Genomic DNA, 21,965 nt, shown 5'->3' on the forward strand with positions numbered 1-21,965 from the left:
AATCCTGCAATCCGTGCCGAGATGTACTCACGATACCCGGAACCGGCGCGCATAATCGCCGCAACGGCAGAACAAGGTATTCCGTCATGCATTCAAGTGTTTCCGCCGACTCCATCGCCGCCCGCGCGCAACACGCGCAGCAAGCCGAGCTTGCTGACCGGATTGCCCGATTGACGCCCGAGGACGGCAATCACACGACGTCCATATCCAAGCTCTTCGCCTATCGCGCCAGCGCGCCCGGGCCGTGCATCCCGTCCGTGTACGAGCCGCGGCTGGCGTTCGTGGCGCAGGGCAGCAAGATCGTCATGCTGGCCGGCGACACGTATCGCTACGACCCGCTGCACTTCCTGGTCGTTTCGATGCCGCTTCCGGCCGCCAGCGGTGTGATCGATGCCACGCCCGAGAAGCCCTATCTGGCGCTGCGCCTGGACATCGAGCTGGATGAGATCTCTTCCTTGCTGCGCGATGTCGAGCCGCCGCCGGCACCGGTCCAGGTCGATCGCGGCCTGTACGCCGCGCGCGCCGACGCGCAACTGCTCGACGCCGTGCTGCGCCTGATGCGCCTGCTGGATAATCCGCAGGACGTACCGGTGCTGTCCGCGTCCATGAAACGCGAAATCTATTACCGCGTGCTGACAGGTGACCTCGGTCACCGTTTGCGCGATCTCGCCACCGCCGGCAGCCGCTCCAATCGCATCGCCAGGGCGGTGGCGCAGCTGCGCGAGCACTACGCGCAGCCGCTGCGCATCGATGAGCTCGCGGATTCGGTGCACATGAGCGTGTCGTCCCTGCACCACCAGTTCAAGGCGGCCACGTCGATGTCGCCGCTGCAGTTCCAGAAGCAGATGCGCCTGCACGAGGCGCGCAGGCTGATGCTGATGGACGGGTTGGAGGCCAACACCGCCGCACATCGCGTCGGCTACGAAAGCCCCTCGCAGTTCAGCCGCGAATACAAGCGCCTGTTCGGCGCGCCGCCGCGTTCGGATATCGGGCTGGCGAGAGCCTCGCAAGCCGGATGACGTGAACGGGAGCGGCCGTAGCCGCTCCCGCAGGATTCACTTCAACGGATTATTTCTACCAAGGATTGCACGGGTGGAGCGTGAAGTTGCGCTGCCCCGTGTCCTTGCCCCAGGTGAGAATGCTTCCGTCGCATTCGACCCGCATCCCACCTATCGCCACGCCGCTGCTGTTGTAGAAGGTGATCTCGGCCCACTCTTCTCCGAGGATGGGCCATCGGGCGGACACCAGCCCCGAGATCGTGATCAGCGCTGCGACCAGCATGAGCCTGACCGCGGTTTTCCTGCGAATGCGCATACTTCCTCCATGATCGACGCGGATCCATTTCCGCCGCCCGACCATAGCACCGGCCGCGACGGCAGATTGCCAATGCCGTCGCAACGCCGGGCCCATCGCCACCTCAGGACTTGGGCCGCACCATCACGTGTACTTCCGCCAGCTGCGCGTCCGGAATCGGCGACGGCGCGCCGGTCATCAGGCACTGCGCGGTGGTGGTCTTCGGGAACGCGATCACATCGCGAATCGACTCGGTGCCCGCCATCAGCGCGGCGATGCGGTCGATGCCGAAAGCGATACCGCCGTGCGGCGGCGCGCCGTAACGCAACGCCTCGAGCAGGAAGCCGAATTTCGCCTCCGCCTCTTCCGCGCCGATGCCGAGCAACTCGAACACCGCCGACTGCATCGACGAGCGATGGATGCGGATCGAACCGCCACCGATTTCGTTGCCGTTGAGCACCATGTCGTAGCCGCGCGAGACCGCAATCTTGGCGTTGGCGCGCAGATCGGCCTCGTCATCGACCGCGGGCGCGGTGAACGGATGATGCAGGGCCACGTAACGGTTCTCTTCAGCATCCCATTCGAACATCGGGAAATCGGTCACCCACAACGGCTTCCAGCCGTTTTCGACCAGGCCGAGATCGCGGCCGAGCTTCAGCCGCAGCGCGCCCATGAAATCGCTGGCGGTCTTGTAATCGGCCGCGCCGAACAGCAGCAGATCGCCGCTGCCTGCCTGCGTGGCCTGCAGGATCGCGGCGAGCGTGGCGTCGTCAAGGAACTTGGCGATCGGCGAGTTGACGCCTTCGCGTCCCTTGCCCGCGTCTTCGACCTTCATCCACGCCAGGCCCTTGGCGCCGAACTTGGCCGCATGCGCGGCAAGATCGTCGATCTGCTTGCGCGACAGCGCCGCGCCACCGGGCGTGCGCAGCGCCACGACACGGCCATCCTCATGGTTCGCCCAATCGGTGAACACCTTGAACTCGGATGTCTTCACCAGCTCGGCGACATCGACCAGCTCCAGCGCGATGCGCAGATCGGGTTTGTCGGAGCCATAGCGACGCATCGCCTCGGCATAAGTCATGCGCGGGAACGGATCGGCGAGCTCGACCTGCATCACTTCGCGGAACACGTCACGGATCATCGCCTCGACCGTGTCCTGCACGTCGTGTTCTTCCACCCAGGCGAATTCCATGTCGAGCTGGGTGAATTCGAGCTGGCGATCGGCGCGCAGCGCCTCGTCGCGGAAGCAGCGCGCGATTTGGTAATAGCGGTCGAAGCCGGCCATCATCAGGATCTGCTTGAACAGCTGCGGCGACTGCGGCAACGCGTAGAACTCGCCCGGATGCATGCGCGCCGGCACCAGGAAGTCGCGCGCGCCTTCCGGCGTGGCCTTGGTGAGGATCGGCGTCTCGATGTCCTGGAAGCCGCGCGCATCGAGCCAGCGGCGCAGCGCCTGCACCAGGCGGATGCGCGTGCGCATCATGCGCTGCATCGGCGGCGTGCGCAGATCAAGGTAGCGGTACTTCAGGCGGATGTCCTCGCCCGGATTCTCGTGCGCGTGGAACGGCAGCGGCTCGGCCTTGTTCAACACTTCGATCCTGGTCGCGACGATCTCCACGCGACCGGTCTTGATCTTGTCGTTCACGCTCTGGCGCGCGCGCACCGTGCCTGTCACGCGCAGGCAATCCTCGTAACCCACGTGCGCGGCCCTGGCGATCACTTCAGCGTTGCCGGCGGCGTCCGAGGGTTCGGCGACGATCTGGACGATGCCCTCGTGGTCGCGCAGATCGATGAAGCACAGGCCGCCGAGGTTGCGGGCGACGTCCGCCCAGCCGCACAGGGTCACGGTTTGGCCGATCAGGCTTTCGTCGATCAGGCCGCAGAAATGGGTACGCATAGGGATTCCAAGCAAGAGCTGCGCTGCGGCAGCCGAAAGACTAGATAGTTTAAGGCAGCGAGGCGGCCACCCCTTCTCCCGTTGGGAGATCGAAGCCGCTTCGAGCGGCTGAGGGGCGCGAAGCGCCGGATGAGGGCGGGAGAACGATTCGCCTGGGAACGTTCCCGTGGGCCGGCATTGCCCCGCCCGCATCCGCCCCTTCGGGGCCCTCAGCCGCGGATGCGGCTTCGATCTCCCAACGGGAGAAGGAAAAGCCGGCTATTCCGCCGCTTTGGCGGCCGCGGGCGCGGAGGTCGTCTCGATCTTCGCCGCCGGCTTGGCGTCGCCAGCGGGCTTGCTTTCGGCCGGTTTGCTCTCGCCCCCGGCCTTGCCGCCCTCGCCGCCCTCGACCAGATTGCGCTTCTTGTCGCCGTCCTTCTTGAAATCGGTCTCGTACCAGCCGCTGCCGGCAAGCCGGAACGCGGGGGCGGTCAGCTGGCGCTTGATGGCCTGCGCGCCGCAGGCCGGGCAGGTGTCGGGGTCCGGGTCGGACAGCTTCTGCAGCCGGTCGAAGGCATGGCCGCAGGCGGTGCAGTGGAAGGCGTAGATCGGCATCGGCTCAATCGTTCTAGGAAACGCCGGGAATTTTGGGGGTTGGCGCCACCAAATCAAGCACGCGGCAGGCCGAAAGGGACATTCCGCCCTCCCAAAGGCCACAAACCGGCCGCCACCAGGCTCCGTCGACGTCTAAATCGGCCAGGGTCGCGTTCCCTGTCCGCCCCCTCGAAAGCGTGATGCGCGCGGCTATGAATACGAATGCAGTCCTCCATGTGCATTTGCACACGGCGGGATACTGCCGAACGGGGAAACACTGCTCAATCGCCAGCGTGGAGGATGCGATGCCGCTTCGGATGCCAGTACGGATGTCATCGACAGGACTGCTTTCGTCCTGCCTGCTCACACTGTTCGCCCTGCTGCTGCTCGTGCAGCCGACGAACGCACGCGCGGCGATCGACGCGCAGAATCTCGGCGCGAAATACGACGCCACCGCCAGCAACATCACCTTCCGTGTCTACTCCTCGCGCGCGACGCGCATCGAGGTGTGGATCTACAAGACCGCGCAGGGCGCGCAGGAGAAGGTCAGCTACGTGCTGACCAAGGACACCACGACCAACATCTGGTCGAAGACCGTCTCCGTCGCCACGCTGTCTGGCACCTACGGCATCACCGGCACCGTCTACTACGGCTATCGCGCCTGGGGCCCGAACTGGCCGTACAACAGCGCCTGGACCAAGGGCACCGGCACCGGCTTCGCCAGCGACGTCGATGCCAACGGCAACCGCTTCAACCCCAACAAGTTGCTGATCGATCCCTACACGCGCGAGATCAGCCACGACCCGATCACCGCCACGTGCCAGGACGGCAGCCTCTACGCCACCGGAGCCACCCATCGCAACAAGGATAGCGGCGCCTGCGCGCCGAAGAGCATCGTACTGGCCGCCGATACCACGTCCATCGGCACCAAACCGACTCGCGCGCTGAAAGACGACGTCATCTACGAAGTCCACGTGCGCGGACTGACGATGAACGACATCTCGCTCCCCGCCTCGATCCGCGGCACCTACGCCGGCGCGGCGCAGAAGGCGTCCTATCTCGCCGGCCTCGGCGTCACCGCCGTCGAATTCCTGCCCGTACAGGAAACCGGCAACGACCAGAACGACATCGCTCCGAACTCCACCACGGACGACAACTACTGGGGCTACATGACCCTGAACTACTTCGCCCCGGACCGCCGCTACGCCTCCGACAAGACACCCGGCGGCCCGACGCGCGAATGGAAGGCGATGGTGAAGGCCTTCCACGACGCCGGCATCAAGGTCTACATCGATGTGGTCTACAACCACACCGGCGAAGGCGGCGCCTGGGGCGGCACCGACGGGCTCACTGTCTACAACCTCTATTCGTTCCGCGGCCTCGACAATCCGACCTACTACTCGCTCACCTCCGACTACCAGCATCCCTGGGACAACACCGGCGTCGGCGGCAACTACAATTCGCGCAATGCCATCGCGCAGAACCTGATCGTCGATTCTCTGGCATGGTGGCGCGACGCACTGGGCGTGGACGGCTTCCGCTACGACCTCGCCTCGGTGCTCGGCAACAGCTGCCAGCACGGCTGCTTCAATTTCGACAAGAGCGACTCCGGCAACGCGATCAACCGCATCCTCAGCGAATTGCCCTCACGCCCCGCGGGAGGCGGCAGCGGCATCGATCACATCGCCGAACCCTGGGCGATCGGCGGCAATTCCTATCAGGTCGGCGGCTTTCCTGCCGGATGGGCGGAATGGAACGGCATCTACCGCGACGCGCTGCGCAAGAAGCAGAACAAGCTCGGCCTCGAAACCGTCACCACGGGCACGCTCGCCACGCGCTTCGCCGGCTCCAGTGATCTTTATGGCGACGACGGCCGCAAGCCGTGGCATTCGATCAACTTCATGGTCGCCCACGACGGCTTCACCCTCAACGACCTGTATGCCTACAACAGCAAGCAGAACAACCAGCCCTGGCCCTACGGCCCCTCCGACGGCGGCGAGGACAACAACAACAGTTGGGATCAGGGCGGAAATCTCGCCGAGCAGCGCAAGGCGGCGCGCACCGGAATGGCGTTCCTCATGCTCAACGCCGGCGTGCCGATGATCACCGGCGGCGACGAAGCGTTGCGCACCCAGTTCGGCAACAACAACGCCTACAACCTCGATTCGGCGGCCAACTGGCTGTACTGGACACGCGACAGCTACGAAGCCAACTTCGAGACCTACAGCAAGCGCCTGATCGCCTTCCGCAAGGCGCACCCCGCCCTGCGTCCGGCGAATTTCTATTCCAGCGTCGACAACAACGGCAACGTGATGGAGCAGCTGCGCTGGTTCAAGCCGAACGGCGCGCAGGCGGATTCCGCATACTTCAACGATGCCAACAATCACGCCATCGCCTGGCGCATCGACGGCAGCGAATTCGGCGATGGCGCCAGCGCGATCTACATCGCCTACAACGGCTGGTCGGGCAGCGTGAACTTCACCCTGCCCTGGCCGGGAACGGGCAAGCAGTGGTACCGCGTCACCGACACGGCGACGTGGAACGAAGGCGCGAACACCGTGGTGACGCCGGGTTCGGAAACGTTGATTGGTGGCGAGAACACCGTCTATGGGCTGGAAGCGCGTTCGGTGTTGTTATTGATCGCCAAGTAACGGGCATCCCGATTCTTCGTCCCGGCGAAAGCCGGGACGACGGCGACTGAGCCTGACGCGGACCCGACGAACGGCTTCGGACGTCAAGTCGATTCGTAGAGCGTCAGCAACTCCTGCTCGACCGATTCCAACTCGCTGCGCAGCGTCTGTTGCTCGCGCCCAAGATCGGCCGCACGCTTGCCGCCATCGGCATACGCCGCGGGATCGGCAAGTTCGGTTTCAATCGCGGCCAGACGCGTTTCCAGTTCCGCCGCACGCGCCTCCGCCTTCGCCAGCTTGTGCGGGTTGATCTTGGCGGGCTTCGCGGTTTTCGCCGGCGCAGATGGTGTCTGCGCGGCCGGCACGGGCGCGGAGGCGGGCGGCTTGCCTTCGCCGCCGCCCGCGCGCGTGCGCAGCCAGGACGCGTACTCGTCGAGATCGCCGTCGAAAGGCTTGACCACGCCGTCGGCCACGCGCCAGAAGCTGTCGCTGACCAAACCGATGAGATGGCGATCGTGCGACACCAGCACGATGGCACCGTCGAAATCGCTGAGCGCCTCGGCCAGTGCTTCGCGCATGTCGAGATCGAGGTGGTTGGTCGGCTCGTCGAGCAGCAGCACGTTCGGCTGCCGCCATGCGATCAATGCCAGCGCCAATCGCGCGCGCTCGCCGCCGGAGAAGCCATCGATGCTTTCGAAGGCGCGGTCGCCCGGGAAATACCACTTGCCGAGGAAATCGCGAAAGGCCTGCGTCGATGTGTTCGGCGACAGTTCGCGCAAGTGGTCGATCGGCGACGTGCCGGCGACCAGCGCCTCCACCGTGTGCTGGGCGAAGTAGCCGATGCGCAAGTCCGGATGCGCGTAGCGCTCGCCTTCGATCAGCGGCAGTTCGCCGACCAGTGATTTCACCAGCGTCGACTTGCCGGCGCCGTTGGGGCCGAGCAGGCCGATGCGATCGCCCGCCTCCAGCCCGAAGCCGACATTGTCGAGAATGCGCACGCCGGCGCCATAACCGCAGACCGCATCGTTAAGCCGCAGCAGTGCATGCGGCAGTCTCGAAGGCTGCGGGAAGTCGATGCGGAATTCGCGCTCGGCACGCACCGCCTCGGTGCCGGCCAGCTTGGCCAGACGCTTCATGCGCGACTGCGCCTGGCGCGCCTTGCTGGCCTTGGCCTTGAAGCGGTCGATGAACTTCTGCAGATGCGCGCGCTCGGTCTGCTCCTTCTCGAACGCGATCTGCTGCTGGCGCAAGTGCTCGGCGCGCTGGCGCTCGAAAGCGGTGTAGTTGCCCGCGTACAGCTTCGCCTTGCCGTCGTTGAGATGCAGGGTGTGGGTGCAGACGTTGTCGAGGAACTCGCGATCGTGGCTGATCAGCAACAGCGTGCCCGGATACTTCAGCAACCACTGTTCCAGCCACAGCACGGCATCGAGATCGAGATGGTTGGTCGGTTCATCGAGCAGCAGCAGATCGCTCGGCGTCATCAGGGCACGCGCCAGGTTCAAGCGCACGCGCCAGCCGCCGGAGAAGGCGCTCACCGGTTGCTGGTGCGTCTCCGCCGAGAAGCCGAGGCCGTGCAGCAGCCTGCCGGCACGCGCGGTCGCGTCGTAGCCATTGAGCTCCTCGAGCCGGTGGTGCGCTTCGGCCACCGCCTCCCAATCCTCGTTGGCGAAGGCGTTGGCCTCGTCCTGCAGGGCGGCGTGCACGGCGGCATCGCCAGACAGCACGAAATCTATCGCCGGATCGGGTAGCGACGGCATTTCCTGCGCGATGCTGGCGATGCGCACGCGGTTGGGCACGTCGAGGTCGCCACGGTCGGCCTCCACCTCACCGCGGACCGCCGCGAACAGTGAGGATTTTCCAGTGCCATTGCGCCCGACCACGCCGCAACGCCAGCCGGAGTGCAGGGCCAGATCGACATTGGACAGCAGCAGGCGCTCGCCGCGCCGCAGGGCGAAATCACGGAACGAAATCATGCTAGGGCCTGTTTACACGTATGGAAGGGGTCGCGCCGGGCCTATGGGCGCGCGAGGCAAGGAAGAGTGAGGGCGCGTATGCCGATACGCAACCGAACGATGACGCTGCCTCGCGCGCCCGTAGGCCCGGCCCTTCGGGTTGCTTCTCAATGGCCGCCATGCGGCGCCGCACGGCTTGACCTTGCAGGCAGCAAGGCGCTGCGCCGCGCAACACCACCTGACGGCCATTGAGAAGCAACGCGACCCCTTCCATACGTGTAAACAGGCCCTCATGATCGCACGAACCGGCCGCATGACCGATGGGCATCAGGTCATGAACAGAAGTTGGACCACGCTCCGCGACGGCGACGAATAATCCGATCAACGGCCTGTGCCGTCCTCCCCCTCGTCTTTGCCGGAGCTGTTCATGCCCCGTACCACCCTCTTGCTCGGCGCAATCCTGGCCGCGCTCGCCGCCCTGCCCGCGGCCGCCCAGGAAGCCGCACCCGAGCCCCCTGCGAATGCCACCAGCCTCGATGCCGTGATCGTCACCGGCACGCACGTCAGCGATCGTACCGTCGCCGAATCCACGGCGCCGATCGACATCATCACGCCCGAAGCGCTCGATGCCACCGGCACCACGGAGCTCGCCACCGCGCTCGCGCGCGCCCTGCCCTCGCTGAACTTCCCGCGCCCGGCGATCACCGACGCCACCGATGCCATCCGCCCCGCGCAGCTGCGCGGACTGGCGCCCGACCAGGTGCTGGTGCTGGTGAACGGCAAACGCCGCCACACCACGTCGCTGCTGAATCTCAACGACAGCATCGGCCGCGGCTCCTCGCCCGTCGATCTCAATGCGATCCCGATCGCGGCGATCGAGCGCGTGGAAGTGCTGCGCGACGGCGCCTCGGCGCAGTACGGCTCCGACGCCATCGCTGGCGTGATCAACGTCGTGCTCAAGGGTAGCGGCGAAGGCGGCAGCATTTCCGGGCGCTACGGCCAGTACAGCGCGGGCGACGGCGAGCAGTATCAACTTTCCGGCGATGCCGGCTTCAAGCTCGGCGGGAACGGCGCAATCCATCTGGCCGCGCAGGCCGGCCATCAGGACAACACCAACCGCGCGCGGCCCTATCTCGGCACGGTCACGCCCACCAGCAATCCGCCCGGCCGCGTCGTACACCGTTACGGCGATCCGGAAGTGGACGATGCGGCGTTCTCGTACAACGCCGACTGGAGCCCGAGTGAAGGCATCGAGTTCTATTCCTTCGGCACCTTCAGCCGCCGCCGTGCCATCTCCAATGGCTACTACCGTGCGCCCGGCAACCCCAATAATATCCCCTCGATCTATCCCGATGGCTTCCTGCCACAGATCGACAATCACAGCTACGACCGCGCCTTCGTGCTCGGCCTGCGCGGCAAGACGGCCGGCGGCTGGAACATCGACCTGAGCTACAACCGCGGCCAGAACCAGCTCGACTTCGATGTGCGCCACAGCCTCAACCGCACGCTCGGCGAAGCCACGCCGCGCAGTTTCTACATCGGCTCGCTGGAAACGACACAAAACCTGCTCAACGCCGACTTCAACAAGAGCTTCGACGTCAGCTGGCTGCCTTATCCGCTCACTCTCGCCTTCGGTGCGGAATGGCGCGGCGAACGTTTCGTGCAAGCGGCCGGCGAGCCGGCCTCCTACATCTCCGGCCCCGAACCCGGAGCGCCGGGCGCGCAGGTGTTCCCCGGCTTCACACCTTCCGATGCCAGCAATCGCGATCGCAACAGCTACTCGTTCTATGCCGATCTCGAGGCGAACGTCACCGAGAAACTTTCGCTCGGCCTTGCCGGCCGCTACGAGAAATACAGTGATTTCGGCGAAACCACATCCGGAAAACTGTCCGCGCGCTACGCCTTCAACGACAAGGTGGCGTTGCGCGGCACGATTTCGACCGGCTTCCGCGCGCCATCGCTGCAGCAGCAGTTCTATCAATCCACGCAGACGGTGATCGTGCTCGGAGATCCCACGCCCTACGAAATCCGCACCTTCGCCGTCGACGATCCGGCGGCAGTCGCGCTCGGCGCCGAACCGCTCAAGGCGGAGGAATCGACCAACCTCGGCCTGGGCCTGGTGCTGCAGCCGATCGATGCGCTCTACATCACCGTCGATGCCTATCAGATCGACATCGATGATCGCATCATCCTGTCCGAGAACCTGCGCGGCCCGGCGGTAGAAGCCTTCCTCACCGCGCGCGGCTATCCCGGCATCACCGGCGGGCGCTACTTCACCAACGCGGTCGACACACGCACGCGCGGTATCGATATCGTCGGTAGCTATCGCTGGGACCTGGGCAACGGTACGCTCAACCTCACCTCGGGCTACAACCGCAACAAGACCACGCTCGAACGCATCGCGGCGAATCCGCCGGAGCTGACCGCCGGTGGTCTCAACCTGCAGCGCATCGGCCGCGTCGAACGAGGCCGCATCACCGAGGGCGCGCCGCGCGACAAATTCTTCGTCGGCGGCACCTGGACCACTGGTCCGTGGCGCTTCGACGCCGCCGCCACGCGCTACGGCGAATTCCACACCTTCAACGACGATCCCAGCGGCGCGCGCGACCAGACCTTCGGTGCCAAGTGGACGTTCGACCTCGCCGCCACCTACGCCATCAGTGGCTGGAGCTTCACCCTCGGCGCCGACAACGTCCTCGACGAATATCCGGACGAAGCCATCTACGCCAACAGCGAGAGCGGCCAGCTGCCCTACAGCAGCTATTCGCCGTTCGGCTTCAACGGCGCGTTCGTCTACGGCAAGGTCGGTTACAAGTGGTGAGCTGATCGCTGACCGCATTTGTTGCGCACGATCCGCCATTCCGTGGCGACGGAATGGCGGATGCGCACCAAGTCATCGCCGATACCCGGAATGGAACACCCAACGGAGTCCCATTTCCGGACATTCCGGGTCAAAACCAGACCAAGCGCGAATTGACGCATTTGTTACGGCCGTGTTAAACACGGGACGCCATCCTGTTCAGGAGTCGTTCCATGCGCCGTACTCCGTTGTCAGCAGCCCTGTTGTTCGCCCTCGCTTCCTCCTCCGCACTGGCCCAGACAGCCCCCGCCGAAAGCCAGCCCAAGGAACCCAGCACGCTCGACACCCTCGTCGTCACCGGTACTCGCGTGAGCGATCGCACCGTCGCCGAATCGCAGTCGCCGATCGACATCATCACGCCGGAGACGCTGCAGGCCACCGGCACGCCCGAACTGGCGACCGCGCTGTCGCGCGCCCTTCCCTCGCTTAATTTTCCGCGTCCGGCGATCACCGATGGCACCGATGCGGTACGTCCGGCGCAGATCCGCGGTCTCGCACCGGATCAGGTGCTGGTCCTGATCAACGGCAAACGCCGCCACACCACCGCGCTCATCAACCTCAACGGCAGCCAGGGCCGCGGCTCCTCGCCGGTCGATCTCAACGCGATTCCCGTATCCGCGATCGAACGCGTCGAAGTGCTGCGCGACGGCGCCTCCGCGCAATACGGCTCCGATGCCATCGCCGGCGTGATCAACATTGTCCTCAAGGGCAGCGGCAGTGACGGCAGCATCAGCGCCACCGGCGGAAAATACAGCGCCGGCGACGGCGAGCAATGGAACCTCGCCGGCAATGCCGGGTTCGACTTCGGCGACAAGGGATTCATCCGCCTCGCCGCGCAAGGCGGCCATCAGGACAACACCAACCGCGCACGGCCCTATCGCGGCGTGGTCGAGCAACGCTACGGCGATCCGGAAGTCGATTCCGGTGCCTTTTCCTACAACGCCGAGTTCAATCCCGCCGAAGGCGTCAGCTTCTACTCGTTCGGCGGCTACAGCGAACGCGACGTGCTCTCCAACGGCTACTTCCGCTGGGACACCGACCCGCGCAACAACCCGAACATCTACCCGAACGGCTTCCTGCCGCAAATCCACAACATCAGCAAGGACACCTCTTTCGTGGGCGGCATTCACGGCACCGTTGCCGAGGGATGGAACGTCGACCTGAGTCTGGACTACGGGCGCAACCGCCTCACCTTCGACATCGAGAACACGCTCAATCGCAGCCTCGGCGACGCGTCCCCAACCGAGTTCTACGCTGGCGCACTCGAAGTCACCCAGAACGTGCTCAACCTGGATATCAGCAAGGCACTGGACTGGGGCCTCGCCTATCCGGTGACGCTGGCCTTCGGTGCGGAATGGCGCGGCGAGAAATTCAAGCAGAGTCCTGGCGAACCACTGTCCTATGCCAACGGCGGCGTTCCGGCCTCCAGCGGCGCGATCCTGCCGGGCGCGCAGGTGTTCTCCGGCTTCCGGCCCGATGACTCCGGCAACTTCAATCGCGAGAGCCATTCGTTCTACGTCGACCTCGAAACCGACTTCACCGACAAGTTCTCTGCCGGCATCGCCGCGCGTTACGAGGACTACAGCGATTTCGGCGACATCACCACCGGCAAGCTGTCGGCGCGCTACGCTTTCAACGACAAGGTCGCGCTGCGCGGCACCGTGTCGACCGGCTTCCGCGCCCCATCGCTGCAGCAGCAATACTTCCAGTCGGTGGCGACCAATTTCATCAGCGGCGTTGCCTACGACATCGGTACCTTCCGCGTCGACAGCCCGATCGCTGCCGCGCTGGGCGCCGAGCCACTCAAGGCCGAGGAATCGACCAACTTCGGCCTGGGCCTGGTGCTGCAACCGATCGATGCGCTCTACATCACTGTGGATGCCTATCGCATTGACATCGACGATCGCATCGTCCTCTCCGAAAACTTGATTTCCACACCGGTACGCGAATTCCTCCAGACCATCCGTCCGGGTATCGGTGGCGGACGCTATTTCACCAATGCGGTCGATACGCGCACCACCGGCGTCGACATCATCGGCACCTACCGCTGGAAGCTGGACACTGGCACGCTCGATCTGACAGCCGGCTACAACTACAGCAAGACGAAGATCCGCCGAATCGCCGACAATCCCGCCGCGCTGGAAGCGATCGATCCGAACGCGGTGCGCATCGGCCGCACCGAGATCAGCCGCATCACCGAAGGCGCCCCGCGCGACAAGTTCATGCTCGGCGGCACTTGGAACAGCGAACACTGGGCACTTACCGCCACCGCCACGCGTTATGGCGAATTCACTTGGCTGGACGGCACAGTGCCCGTGCCGAACTACGCCAATGATCAGACCTTCGATGCGAAATGGACGCTCGATCTGGCGGCCACCTACAAACTGGACAGCTGGGACTTCACGCTTGGCGCCGACAACGTGCTCGACGAATATCCCGACGAATCGAAGACCGCACTCGGCGCCCGCACCTATCTTCCTTATAACACCGCCTCGCCGTTCGGCTTCAACGGCGCCTACGTCTACGGCAAGATCGGATACAAATGGTGATGCAGTACATCGCTCCATTCGCTTCAAATGGAAACCCCGCCTTCGCGGGGTTTCTTTTTTCCGTCATTACAGACGCCTCCCACACCGACGGATTTGCATGATTCGCATGCGACCGTCATGATCGACGCAATCGCACGACGGAGTCGCCGATGCCGCACCACACTTCCCTCATCGCCATCCTCTGCATCGGTTTCGTCCTGGCCTTCGTGCTGGGGCTGATCGCGCAGCGATTGCGGCTGTCACCATTGGTTGGCTATCTGGTCGCAGGCATCATTGCCGGGCCGTTCACGCCCGGCTTCGTCGCCGACCAGACACTGGCACCACAGCTGGCGGAAATTGGCGTGATCCTGCTGATGTTCGGGGTCGGCCTGCATTTCTCGCTGAAGGATCTGATGGAAGTGAAGGCCGTCGCCATCCCTGGCGCGGTCGCGCAGATCACGGTGGTGACTTTGCTGGGCCTCGGCCTGTCGCTGGCGATGGGCTGGCCGATCATGAACGGAGTCGTCTACGGCCTCGCGCTTTCCGTGGCGAGCACCGTGGTGGTGTTGCGCGCGCTTGAAGAGCGGCGATTGCTGGAGACACGCCGCGGCCGCATCGCGATCGGCTGGCTGATCGTCGAAGACTTGGCGATGGTGCTCGCGCTGGTGCTACTGCCCGCCCTGGCCGGCGCGATGGATGGCGGCGAAAACCAGGGAATCGGCAGCATCCTCGCCGCGCTCGGCCTCACGCTGCTGAAGGTCTGCGCCTTCATCGCGGTGATGCTCATCGTCGGCAAGCGCGCGATCCCGTGGACGCTGGAACGTGTCGCCGGCACCGGCTCGCGCGAACTGTTCACCCTGTGCGTGCTGGCGCTGGCGATGGGCGTGGCGTTCGGCGCCGCCGAACTGTTCGGCGTGTCGTTCGCGCTCGGCGCGTTCTTTGCCGGCATGCTGCTCAACGAGTCCGAGTTCGGCCATAAGGCCGCCAACGATTCGCTGCCGATGCGCGACGCATTCGCGGTGTTGTTCTTCGTCTCGGTGGGCATGCTGTTCAATCCCTCGATCCTGGTGGAGCATCCCTGGCTGGTGCTGGCCACCTTCGCGATCATCATCCTCGGCAACGCTTCGGTCGCTCTGCTGATCGTGCGCCTGCTCAAGCTGCCGAAACTGACGGCACTGACGATCGCCGTAAGCCTGTCGCAGATCGGCGAGTTCTCCTTCATCCTCGCCTCGCTCGGCGTCGACATGGGGGTTCTCACGGAAAACGCGCGCGACCTGATCCTCGCCGGCGCCTTGCTCTCCATCGTGGCGAATCCATTCCTGTTCACGCTGCTTGATCGCTGGGAGGCGCGTAACGCCGTAAAGACCATCGACCCCGTCGACGAGCCCGTGAAACTGCCGGACAACATCGTCGACCACGCCATCGTGGTCGGCTTCGGGCGCGTGGGCAGTCAGCTCGCCAAGCTGCTGCAGGAACGTGGCGTGCCGGTCGTCGTGATCGAGGACGAGGCCGACCGCGTCGCGCATGCGCGTGCGATGGGCATGCCGACGATCCGAGGCAACGCCGCCGTCGAGCGCGTGTTGCTGGAAGCCGCGCCAGAACGTGCCAAGCTCGCGGTGTTCGCCATTCCACAGGCATTGGAAGCCGGCGAGACCATCGCACGGCTCAAGGTGCTGAATCCCGAGATCACCGTGCTCGCGCGCGCGCACAGCGATGCCGAAGTGAAGCATCTGCTTGCACACGGCGCCGATGGCGCGGTGTTGGCGGAGCGCGAACTCGCCTACTCGCTGGCCGAAATGGTGATGGCAACGCCGCCCTACAGGCAGCTGCGGACACATCCCGCCTGAAACGACGCCTTCTCCACCAGAGAAGGCGCCGCCGGGTACCGTCAGGCTTTCACGAACACCAGTTGTCCGCCCTGTGCATCGACCTGCACGGTATCGCCGTTGGCGAACTCGCCCGCCAGGATTTTCTGCGCCAGCGGATTCTCCAACTGTTGCTGGATCGCACGCTTGAGCGGACGCGCGCCGTAGACCGGATCGAAGCCGACATTGCCGAGCAGCTCGAACGCCTTGTCGCTGACGGTGATGCGCAGCCCGCGCTCGGCCAGCCGCTTCTCCAGACCGCGCATCTGGATCCTCGCAATCGCCTTGATCTGCACCTTGTCGAGCGGATGAAACACGACGATGTCGTCGAGACGGTTGATGAACTCAGGACGGAAGTGCGCCTGCACCACGCCCATCACCGCCGCCTTCATCTGCGTATAGGCCTCCGATGAATCGTCACCGGCCAATTCCTGGATCTGATGCGAGCCGAGGTTGGACGTCATCACGATGACGGTGTTGCGGAAATCAACGGTACGGCCCTGGCCATCGGTGAGGCGGCCATCGTCGAGCACCTGCAGCAGCACGTTGAACACGTCCGGATGCGCCTTCTCGACCTCGTCGAGCAGGATCACGCTGTACGGACGACGGCGCACGGCCTCGGTGAGATAGCCGCCTTCCTCGTAACCGACGTAGCCCGGAGGCGCGCCGATCAGACGGGCGACGCTGTGCTTCTCCATGAACTCGCTCATGTCGATGCGTATCATCGCGTCCGAGCTATCGAACAGGAATTCCGCCAGCGCCTTGCACAGCTCGGTCTTGCCGACACCGGTCGGACCGAGGAACAGGAACGAGCCGCTCGGCCGATTCGGATCGGAGAGACCGGCGCGCGAACGGCGCACGGCATCGGAGACGACGCGGATCGCTTCCTCCTGACCGACGACGCGCGTCTTCAGCGCATCCTCCATCTTCAGCAACTTCTCGCGCTCGCCTTCGAGCATCTTGCTGACCGGAATGCCGGTCCAGCGCGACACGACTTCGGCGATCTCCTCGGCGGTGACGCGATCCTGCAGCAGCTTGAAGCCCTGCGTCTCGGCTTCCTGCGCGGCCTTTAGCTGCTTCTCCAACTCCGGCAGCATGCCGTACTGGATCTCGCTCATCTTCGCGTAGTCCTGACGACGCTGCGCGGCCTCGAGTTCGAGCTTGGCCTGCTCGATCTGCTCCTTGATCTTGGTCGCGCCCTGCAGCGTGGCCTTCTCGGCCTTCCACACTTCTTCCAGATCGTTGTATTCGCGCTCCAGCGTTTCGATCTCTTTCTCGAGATCGGCCAAACGCTGCCTGGAGGCGTCGTCCTTCTCCTTCTTCAGCGCTTCGCGCTGGATCTTGAGCTGGATCAGGCGGCGCTCCTTGCGATCGAGCTCCTCCGGCTTGGAGTCGATCTCCATGCGGATGCGCGAGGCGGCCTCGTCCATCAGATCGATCGCCTTGTCCGGCAACTGGCGGTCGCTGATGTAGCGATGCGACAACGTGGCCGCGGCGACAATGGCCGGATCGGTGATCTCAACGCCATGATGCACGGCGTAGCGTTCCTTCAAACCACGCAGGATCGCGATGGTGTCCTCCACGCTCGGCTCGCCGACGAAAACCTTCTGGAAACGGCGTTCCAGCGCCGCGTCCTTCTCGACGTATTTGCGGTATTCGTCGAGCGTGGTCGCGCCGATGCAGTGCAGCTCACCGCGAGCGAGCGCGGGTTTCAGCATGTTGCCGGCATCCATGGCGCCTTCCGCCTTGCCGGCGCCGACCATGGTGTGCAGTTCGTCGATGAAGAGGATGATCTGTCCTTCGTTCTTGGCCAGATCATTCAATACCGCCTTCAGGCGCTCCTCGAACTCGCCGCGATATTTGGCGCCGGCGATCAACGCGCCCATGTCGAGCGAGAGCACCCGCTTGCCGCGCAAGCCCTCCGGCACTTCGTTGTTGACGATGCGCTGCGCCAGCCCCTCGACGATGGCGGTCTTGCCGACGCCGGGTTCGCCGATCAGCACGGGATTGTTCTTGGTACGGCGCTGCAACACCTGGATCGTGCGCCGGATTTCCTCGTCGCGGCCGACCACGGGATCGAGCTTGCCGCTCTCGGCGCGCGCGGTGAGGTCGATCGTGTATTTCTCCAGCGCCTGCCGCGCGTCCTCGGCGTTCTCGTCCTTCACCGATTCACCGCCGCGCATGGCGTCGATCGCCGCTTCCAGCTTGCGCTTGTCGGCGCCCGCCGCCTTCAATGCCCGGCCGGCATCGCCGTTGTCGTCGAGCGCCGCCAGCACGAACAACTCCGAGGCGATGAAGGCATCGCCCTTCTGCTGCGCCAGCTTGTCGGTGACGTTGAGCAGGCGGCCGAGATCGTTGCCGACGGAAATCTGGCCGGCCTGACCGGACACCTTCGGCAGCTTGTCCAGGGCCTCCGTCAGCCGCTCGCGCAGGACCGGCACGTTGACGCCGGCCTGGGTGAGCAGTGGTCGCGTCCCGCCGCCTTGCTGGTCGAGCAGGGCCAGCAGCAGGTGCACGGGCTCGATCAGGTTGTGGTCGCGGCCCACGGCCAGCGATTGCGCGTCGGCCAGCGCCTGCTGGAAACGCGAGGTGAGTTTGTCCATTCGCATCGGGGTTGCCTCGGAAAGCGGCCGGCGCGGGGCCGGCAATACCCATGAAATGCGGGTGGCGATGTGGGTTTCAAGCCGGCCCGGACGCCCGGCCCACAGACGGCCCGGCATCAATCGCATCATCGGAAGCCAGGCCGTGGCCTCTGCGCCCGACCGCCCAATCCTGGGAGGCTTGCGCAAGAACCAGGGAAGGCCGGCATGGCAGGATGTAGGGGCTGATTTTAAGGACACCACCATTAAGGACACACGCCATGCCTCATGCCCCTAGCCATCATCGCTTCGCGCCGCTTGCGCATCTGGCGATCGTGATTGGCGCGAGCCTCGCAGCAACCACACCGTCGCGAGCACAGGCGAATGACCCATCCGTCCTGCGTTGCGGCTGGTTCGAGAACCCGACTCCAGGAAACGCGTGGCTTACCGACCGGGATGCGGAGTGGGTTATCGGCATCCAGGGCGCACATCTGGCCGAGGGCGATTGGCCCGAGTTCGGGCCTCGCGAGTGGATCGCCACGAACGGAAGCTATGGCCATGGCTGTGCCTGCCTTCGCGTAGTCGCGGATGAAAGCACCCATGAGATCAAACGCATTCTCAGCGCCAGTTCGCGCCCGCTCAGCGTTTGTCGAAGGGACCGGGCGCTCAAAGAGCCGGAGTAACCCACCCCACTTTCTGTCCTGCCTTAAATCCGGGTGTTAACCGCCATGTCCCCTTCCTCTCCTTCCAGCTCCTTCGCAGATTCAATCATTGGCCGCGATCTCGCCATGCAGGTGGCGGACAAGCTGGATGCCGTTGGATTCTTCGGCTACTCGCATCGCGACTATTGCGGCATGGGCCTCTACAAGGATGGTGACGTTTACGTGTACGCCGAAGTTGATGACGGCCTCATCCTGAGCAGAGCCCAGATGGAAGTAATCGGCAGCACATTGGCCGGCGAAAGGCTGGAGTTCGCCACACGGGTCGCTTTCGTCGACTGGCTGAGCGCACAATCCGACGCCTCGCTCTCCGGCATGGAGCTTTCAGATCCCTGGCTGCGCAACAATCAGCGCATCACCATTGAGCGCCTGCGCGAGTTTACGGCCGACAATTCATTCCAGCCGACTCCCCGTCCCAGCACCGCCTAGCGCAGGCGCCAGGCCGCATGAATCGCATGCGGCCTGATATTGCATTCAAGCCGAAGCCGGATTCCGGATTCAGCCCAGCGACTTCGCAGCCTCGACCACCTTGTCGACGGTGAAGCCAAAGTACGGGAACAGTTGTTCAGCCGGCGCGCTGGCGCCAAAGCTGTCGATACCGACAACGGCACCGTCGAGACCGACGTACTTGCGCCAGAAATCGGTGACACCCGCTTCCACCGCGACGCGCTTGCGGCAGGCCTTCGGCAGCACGGACTCGCGATACTCCGCGCTCTGGCGATCGAAGACGTTGGTGGACGGCATCGACACCACGCGCACCTTGTCGCCGAGCTTCGCGGCCGCTTCCACCGCGAGGCCGACCTCGGAACCGGTGGCGATGAAGATGAACTCCGGAGCGCCGACCGAATCCTTCAACACATAGCCGCCGCGGGCGATGTCGGCCACCTGCGCCTCACTGCGCGGCTGGTGCTGCAAATTCTGCCGCGAGAAGATCAGGCAGCTCGGACCATCCTTGCGCTCGATCGCGGCGCGCCAGGACACGGCCGACTCCACCGCATCGCAGGGACGCCACAGATCGTTGTGCGGGATGTAGCGCAAGGACGCGAGATGCTCGATCGGCTGGTGCGTGGGGCCGTCCTCGCCGAGGCCGATCGAATCGTGCGTGTAGACGTGGATCGCGTGCGCACCCATCAGCGCGCTCATGCGCACAGCGTTGCGCGCGTAGTCGCTGAAGACGAGGAAGGTGGCGTCGAAGGGAATGAAGCCGCCATGCACGGCGAGGCCGTTGCTGATCGCGGTCATGCCGAATTCGCGCACGCCGTAATAGGCGTAGTTGGCGGCCGGGTCGTCGCTGGCCACGGTCTTGCTGCCCTTCCACAACGTCAGGTTGGAATGCGCGAGATCGGCGGAGCCGCCGAGCAGTTCCGGCAGCAGCGGCGCGAAGGTCTCGATGGCCATCTGCGAGGCCTTGCGCGAGGCGATGGTCTGGCCATCGGCCTGCAGCTTGGCGATGTAGGCATCGGCGGCGGCGGTGAATTCGGCAGGCAGTTCGGCGTGCGAGCGGCGCGTCAGTTCCGCGGCGAGCTCGGGATGGCGCGCGGCGTATTTGTCGAACAGGGTATTCCACTGGTCCTCGCGCACGAGACCGGCGTTGCCGGCGCGCCAGGCGTCGCGGATGTCCTGCGGAATCTCAAACGGGCCGTAGTTCCAGTTCAGCGCCTTGCGCGTGGCTTCGACTTCGTCCTTGCCGAGCGCGGCGCCGTGCACGGATTCCTTGCCGGCCTTGTTGGGCGAACCAAAGCCAATCGTGGTGCGGCAGCAGATCAGCGTCGGCTTGTCGTCGCGCGTGAGCGTCTGTTCAATCGCCGCCTTCACCGCGTCCGGATCATGGCCGTCGACGCCGCGAATCACGTGCCAGCCGTAGGCTTCGAAACGCTCCGGTGTGTTGTCGGTGAACCAGCCCTGGGTATTGCCGTCGATGGAGATGTGGTTGTCGTCCCAGAAGGCGACCAGCTTGCCCAGGCCCCAGGTGCCGGCCAGCGAAGCGGCTTCGTGCGAGATGCCTTCCATCATGCAGCCGTCGCCCATGAACACCCAGGTGCGGTGGTCGACGATCGCGAATTCGGGGCGGTTGTAGCGCTGCGCCAGCAGTTTTTCCGCGAGCGCCATGCCGACGGCGTTGGCGAAGCCCTGCCCGAGCGGGCCGGTGGTGGTTTCCACGCCCGGCGTGACGAAGTTTTCCGGATGGCCCGGCGTCTTCGAGTGCAGCTGGCGGAAATTCTCGATCTCCTCCAGCGGCAGGTCGTAGCCGGACAGATGCAGCAGCGCGTACTGCAGCATCGAACCGTGGCCGTTGGAGAGCACGAAGCGGTCGCGGTTGAACCACTTCGGATTGTTGGGGTTGTGGCTGAGGTAGTCGTTCCACAGCACTTCGGCGATGTCGGCCATGCCCATCGGCATGCCGGGATGGCCGGAATTGGCGGCCTGGACGGCGTCGATGGCGAGAAAACGGATGGCGTTGGCGAGGTCGCGGCGAGTGGGGGCGGATGTCATGGAGAACCGAGGCGCCGAGCAATGTGTGGGATGCTTATTGTCCCACCTCGGGAATGCCCTGTCGCCTGCCGCGGTTTCGTTACTTGACCGGCGCTTCCAGGATGTCGCAAAAGCCCTTTTTCAAGCCTTTCCTGTCCACGAGCAGCCCGCCGGCGGGCGTGAATGACACTTCGACGCGAACGCCGCCGCCATTCCTGGACACCAGGATGTTCAACGGCACCCGCCTTCCGCTGCCGGACACGCCTTGATCGGCGGAAATGGTGCCCGCCTTCCTGTCGGCGCTGATGACCGTGAATCCCTGTCGGACCACTTCCTGCTGCAGCTTCTTGAAGGCGGCATCGACGGAAATGCCGGGATATTCGGCCCAGCTCCTGAATGAGCGGCCTTTCAGAATATTGCCTTCCTTGCTGTAGTGATCCATGCATTGGCCTTCCTGAGCCCGCGCTTGCGCGAACGGCAGGAGCGCCATCAGCAATCCTGCGCAAAAGAACGCTCTCATCACCATTCCTTCAACCTTCCCTGAAGTGGATGCGCCCATCATGCCGGGCGCGGACAGCTTAACGCGTGCGGACACGC

At 64.6% G+C, this 21,965-nt stretch carries 14 protein-coding genes; 7 read left to right on the forward strand and 7 right to left on the reverse strand.

Annotated elements, in window-relative coordinates; translation table 11 throughout:
- The first annotated feature begins 86 nt into the window (after positions 1 to 86).
- Positions 87 to 1,019, forward strand: coding sequence for an AraC family transcriptional regulator (locus tag AC1RNP_RS09565; RefSeq protein WP_493051028.1), 933 nt, complete (start codon positions 87 to 89; stop codon positions 1,017 to 1,019).
- Between the two features lie 55 nt (positions 1,020 to 1,074).
- On the opposite strand, the gene AC1RNP_RS09570 is transcribed toward AC1RNP_RS09565, so the two are convergent.
- The 3 genes from AC1RNP_RS09570 to AC1RNP_RS09580 all read right to left on the reverse strand — a co-directional run bounded on the left by AC1RNP_RS09570 (position 1,075) and on the right by AC1RNP_RS09580 (position 3,784).
- A complete protein-coding gene (locus AC1RNP_RS09570; protein ID WP_493051029.1) occupies positions 1,075 to 1,314 on the reverse strand; it encodes a DUF6289 family protein in 240 nt (79 codons plus the stop codon).
- Between the two features lie 103 nt (positions 1,315 to 1,417).
- Positions 1,418 to 3,190, reverse strand: a complete 1,773-nt coding sequence (aspS, locus tag AC1RNP_RS09575) for an aspartate--tRNA ligase (protein WP_493051030.1) — start codon at positions 3,188 to 3,190, stop codon at positions 1,418 to 1,420.
- A gap of 258 nt (positions 3,191 to 3,448) precedes the next feature.
- A complete protein-coding gene (locus AC1RNP_RS09580) occupies positions 3,449 to 3,784 on the reverse strand; it encodes an FmdB family zinc ribbon protein (protein WP_493051031.1) in 336 nt (111 codons plus the stop codon).
- A 308-nt stretch (positions 3,785 to 4,092) separates the two neighbouring features.
- On the opposite strand from AC1RNP_RS09580, the gene AC1RNP_RS09585 reads away from it, so the two are divergent.
- On the forward strand, positions 4,093 to 6,414 hold the full coding sequence (locus tag AC1RNP_RS09585; RefSeq protein ID WP_493051032.1) for a glycogen debranching protein: 2,322 nt from the start codon (positions 4,093 to 4,095) through the stop codon (positions 6,412 to 6,414).
- A gap of 83 nt (positions 6,415 to 6,497) precedes the next feature.
- On the opposite strand, the gene AC1RNP_RS09590 is transcribed toward AC1RNP_RS09585, so the two are convergent.
- On the reverse strand, positions 6,498 to 8,366 hold the full coding sequence (locus AC1RNP_RS09590) for an ABC-F family ATP-binding cassette domain-containing protein (RefSeq protein WP_493051033.1): 1,869 nt from the start codon (positions 8,364 to 8,366) through the stop codon (positions 6,498 to 6,500).
- Positions 8,367 to 8,772: 406 nt separating this feature from the next.
- Between AC1RNP_RS09590 and AC1RNP_RS09595 the strand changes: the two genes are divergently transcribed.
- The 3 genes from AC1RNP_RS09595 to ybaL all read left to right on the forward strand — a co-directional run bounded on the left by AC1RNP_RS09595 (position 8,773) and on the right by ybaL (position 15,580).
- Positions 8,773 to 11,166, forward strand: a complete 2,394-nt coding sequence (locus AC1RNP_RS09595) for a TonB-dependent receptor plug domain-containing protein (protein ID WP_493051034.1) — start codon at positions 8,773 to 8,775, stop codon at positions 11,164 to 11,166.
- A 212-nt stretch (positions 11,167 to 11,378) separates the two neighbouring features.
- On the forward strand, positions 11,379 to 13,754 hold the full coding sequence (locus AC1RNP_RS09600; RefSeq protein ID WP_493051035.1) for a TonB-dependent receptor plug domain-containing protein: 2,376 nt from the start codon (positions 11,379 to 11,381) through the stop codon (positions 13,752 to 13,754).
- A 149-nt stretch (positions 13,755 to 13,903) separates the two neighbouring features.
- On the forward strand, positions 13,904 to 15,580 hold the full coding sequence (gene ybaL / locus AC1RNP_RS09605; RefSeq protein WP_493051036.1) for a YbaL family putative K(+) efflux transporter: 1,677 nt from the start codon (positions 13,904 to 13,906) through the stop codon (positions 15,578 to 15,580).
- Positions 15,581 to 15,621: 41 nt separating this feature from the next.
- Here ybaL and clpB read toward each other — a convergent pair whose 3' ends face one another.
- Positions 15,622 to 18,207: an ATP-dependent chaperone ClpB gene (clpB, locus tag AC1RNP_RS09610; RefSeq protein WP_493051037.1), complete on the reverse strand. Its 2,586-nt coding sequence runs from the start codon at positions 18,205 to 18,207 to the stop codon at positions 15,622 to 15,624.
- Between the two features lie 251 nt (positions 18,208 to 18,458).
- Here clpB and AC1RNP_RS09615 point away from each other — a divergent pair, with 251 nt between their 5' ends.
- Both AC1RNP_RS09615 and AC1RNP_RS09620 read left to right on the forward strand, forming a co-directional pair.
- Positions 18,459 to 18,860 (forward strand): DUF4087 domain-containing protein, encoded by a 402-nt coding sequence (locus AC1RNP_RS09615; RefSeq protein ID WP_493051038.1) that lies wholly within the window; start codon positions 18,459 to 18,461, stop codon positions 18,858 to 18,860.
- A 45-nt stretch (positions 18,861 to 18,905) separates the two neighbouring features.
- On the forward strand, positions 18,906 to 19,325 hold the full coding sequence (locus AC1RNP_RS09620) for a hypothetical protein (protein ID WP_493051039.1): 420 nt from the start codon (positions 18,906 to 18,908) through the stop codon (positions 19,323 to 19,325).
- Between the two features lie 69 nt (positions 19,326 to 19,394).
- Here the strand turns inward: AC1RNP_RS09620 and tkt are convergent, their stop codons facing one another.
- Positions 19,395 to 21,389 (reverse strand): transketolase, encoded by a 1,995-nt coding sequence (gene tkt, locus AC1RNP_RS09625; RefSeq protein ID WP_493051040.1) that lies wholly within the window; start codon positions 21,387 to 21,389, stop codon positions 19,395 to 19,397.
- Between the two features lie 79 nt (positions 21,390 to 21,468).
- Positions 21,469 to 21,963 (reverse strand): hypothetical protein, encoded by a 495-nt coding sequence (locus tag AC1RNP_RS09630; protein WP_493051041.1) that lies wholly within the window; start codon positions 21,961 to 21,963, stop codon positions 21,469 to 21,471.
- Positions 21,964 to 21,965 lie beyond the last annotated feature (2 nt).

Source organism: Luteimonas sp. GW821-FHT14E02 (assembly GCF_058803905.1).

What these genes read in the sequence shown, in the direction of transcription:
- ybaL (WP_493051036.1), top strand. Translation starts at nt 13,904, where the DNA reads ATGCCGCACCACACTTCCCTCATCGCCATCCTCTGCATCGGTTTCGTC.
- AC1RNP_RS09570 (WP_493051029.1), bottom strand. Translation starts at nt 1,314, where the DNA reads ATGCGCATTCGCAGGAAAACCGCGGTCAGGCTCATGCTGGTCGCAGCG.
- AC1RNP_RS09620 (WP_493051039.1), top strand. Translation starts at nt 18,906, where the DNA reads ATGTCCCCTTCCTCTCCTTCCAGCTCCTTCGCAGATTCAATCATTGGC.
- AC1RNP_RS09585 (WP_493051032.1), top strand. Translation starts at nt 4,093, where the DNA reads ATGTCATCGACAGGACTGCTTTCGTCCTGCCTGCTCACACTGTTCGCC.
- AC1RNP_RS09600 (WP_493051035.1), top strand. Translation starts at nt 11,379, where the DNA reads ATGCGCCGTACTCCGTTGTCAGCAGCCCTGTTGTTCGCCCTCGCTTCC.
- AC1RNP_RS09580 (WP_493051031.1), bottom strand. Translation starts at nt 3,784, where the DNA reads ATGCCGATCTACGCCTTCCACTGCACCGCCTGCGGCCATGCCTTCGAC.
- tkt (WP_493051040.1), bottom strand. Translation starts at nt 21,389, where the DNA reads ATGACATCCGCCCCCACTCGCCGCGACCTCGCCAACGCCATCCGTTTT.
- AC1RNP_RS09615 (WP_493051038.1), top strand. Translation starts at nt 18,459, where the DNA reads ATGCCTCATGCCCCTAGCCATCATCGCTTCGCGCCGCTTGCGCATCTG.
- AC1RNP_RS09595 (WP_493051034.1), top strand. Translation starts at nt 8,773, where the DNA reads ATGCCCCGTACCACCCTCTTGCTCGGCGCAATCCTGGCCGCGCTCGCC.
- AC1RNP_RS09565 (WP_493051028.1), top strand. Translation starts at nt 87, where the DNA reads ATGCATTCAAGTGTTTCCGCCGACTCCATCGCCGCCCGCGCGCAACAC.
- aspS (WP_493051030.1), bottom strand. Translation starts at nt 3,190, where the DNA reads ATGCGTACCCATTTCTGCGGCCTGATCGACGAAAGCCTGATCGGCCAA.
- AC1RNP_RS09590 (WP_493051033.1), bottom strand. Translation starts at nt 8,366, where the DNA reads ATGATTTCGTTCCGTGATTTCGCCCTGCGGCGCGGCGAGCGCCTGCTG.
- clpB (WP_493051037.1), bottom strand. Translation starts at nt 18,207, where the DNA reads ATGCGAATGGACAAACTCACCTCGCGTTTCCAGCAGGCGCTGGCCGAC.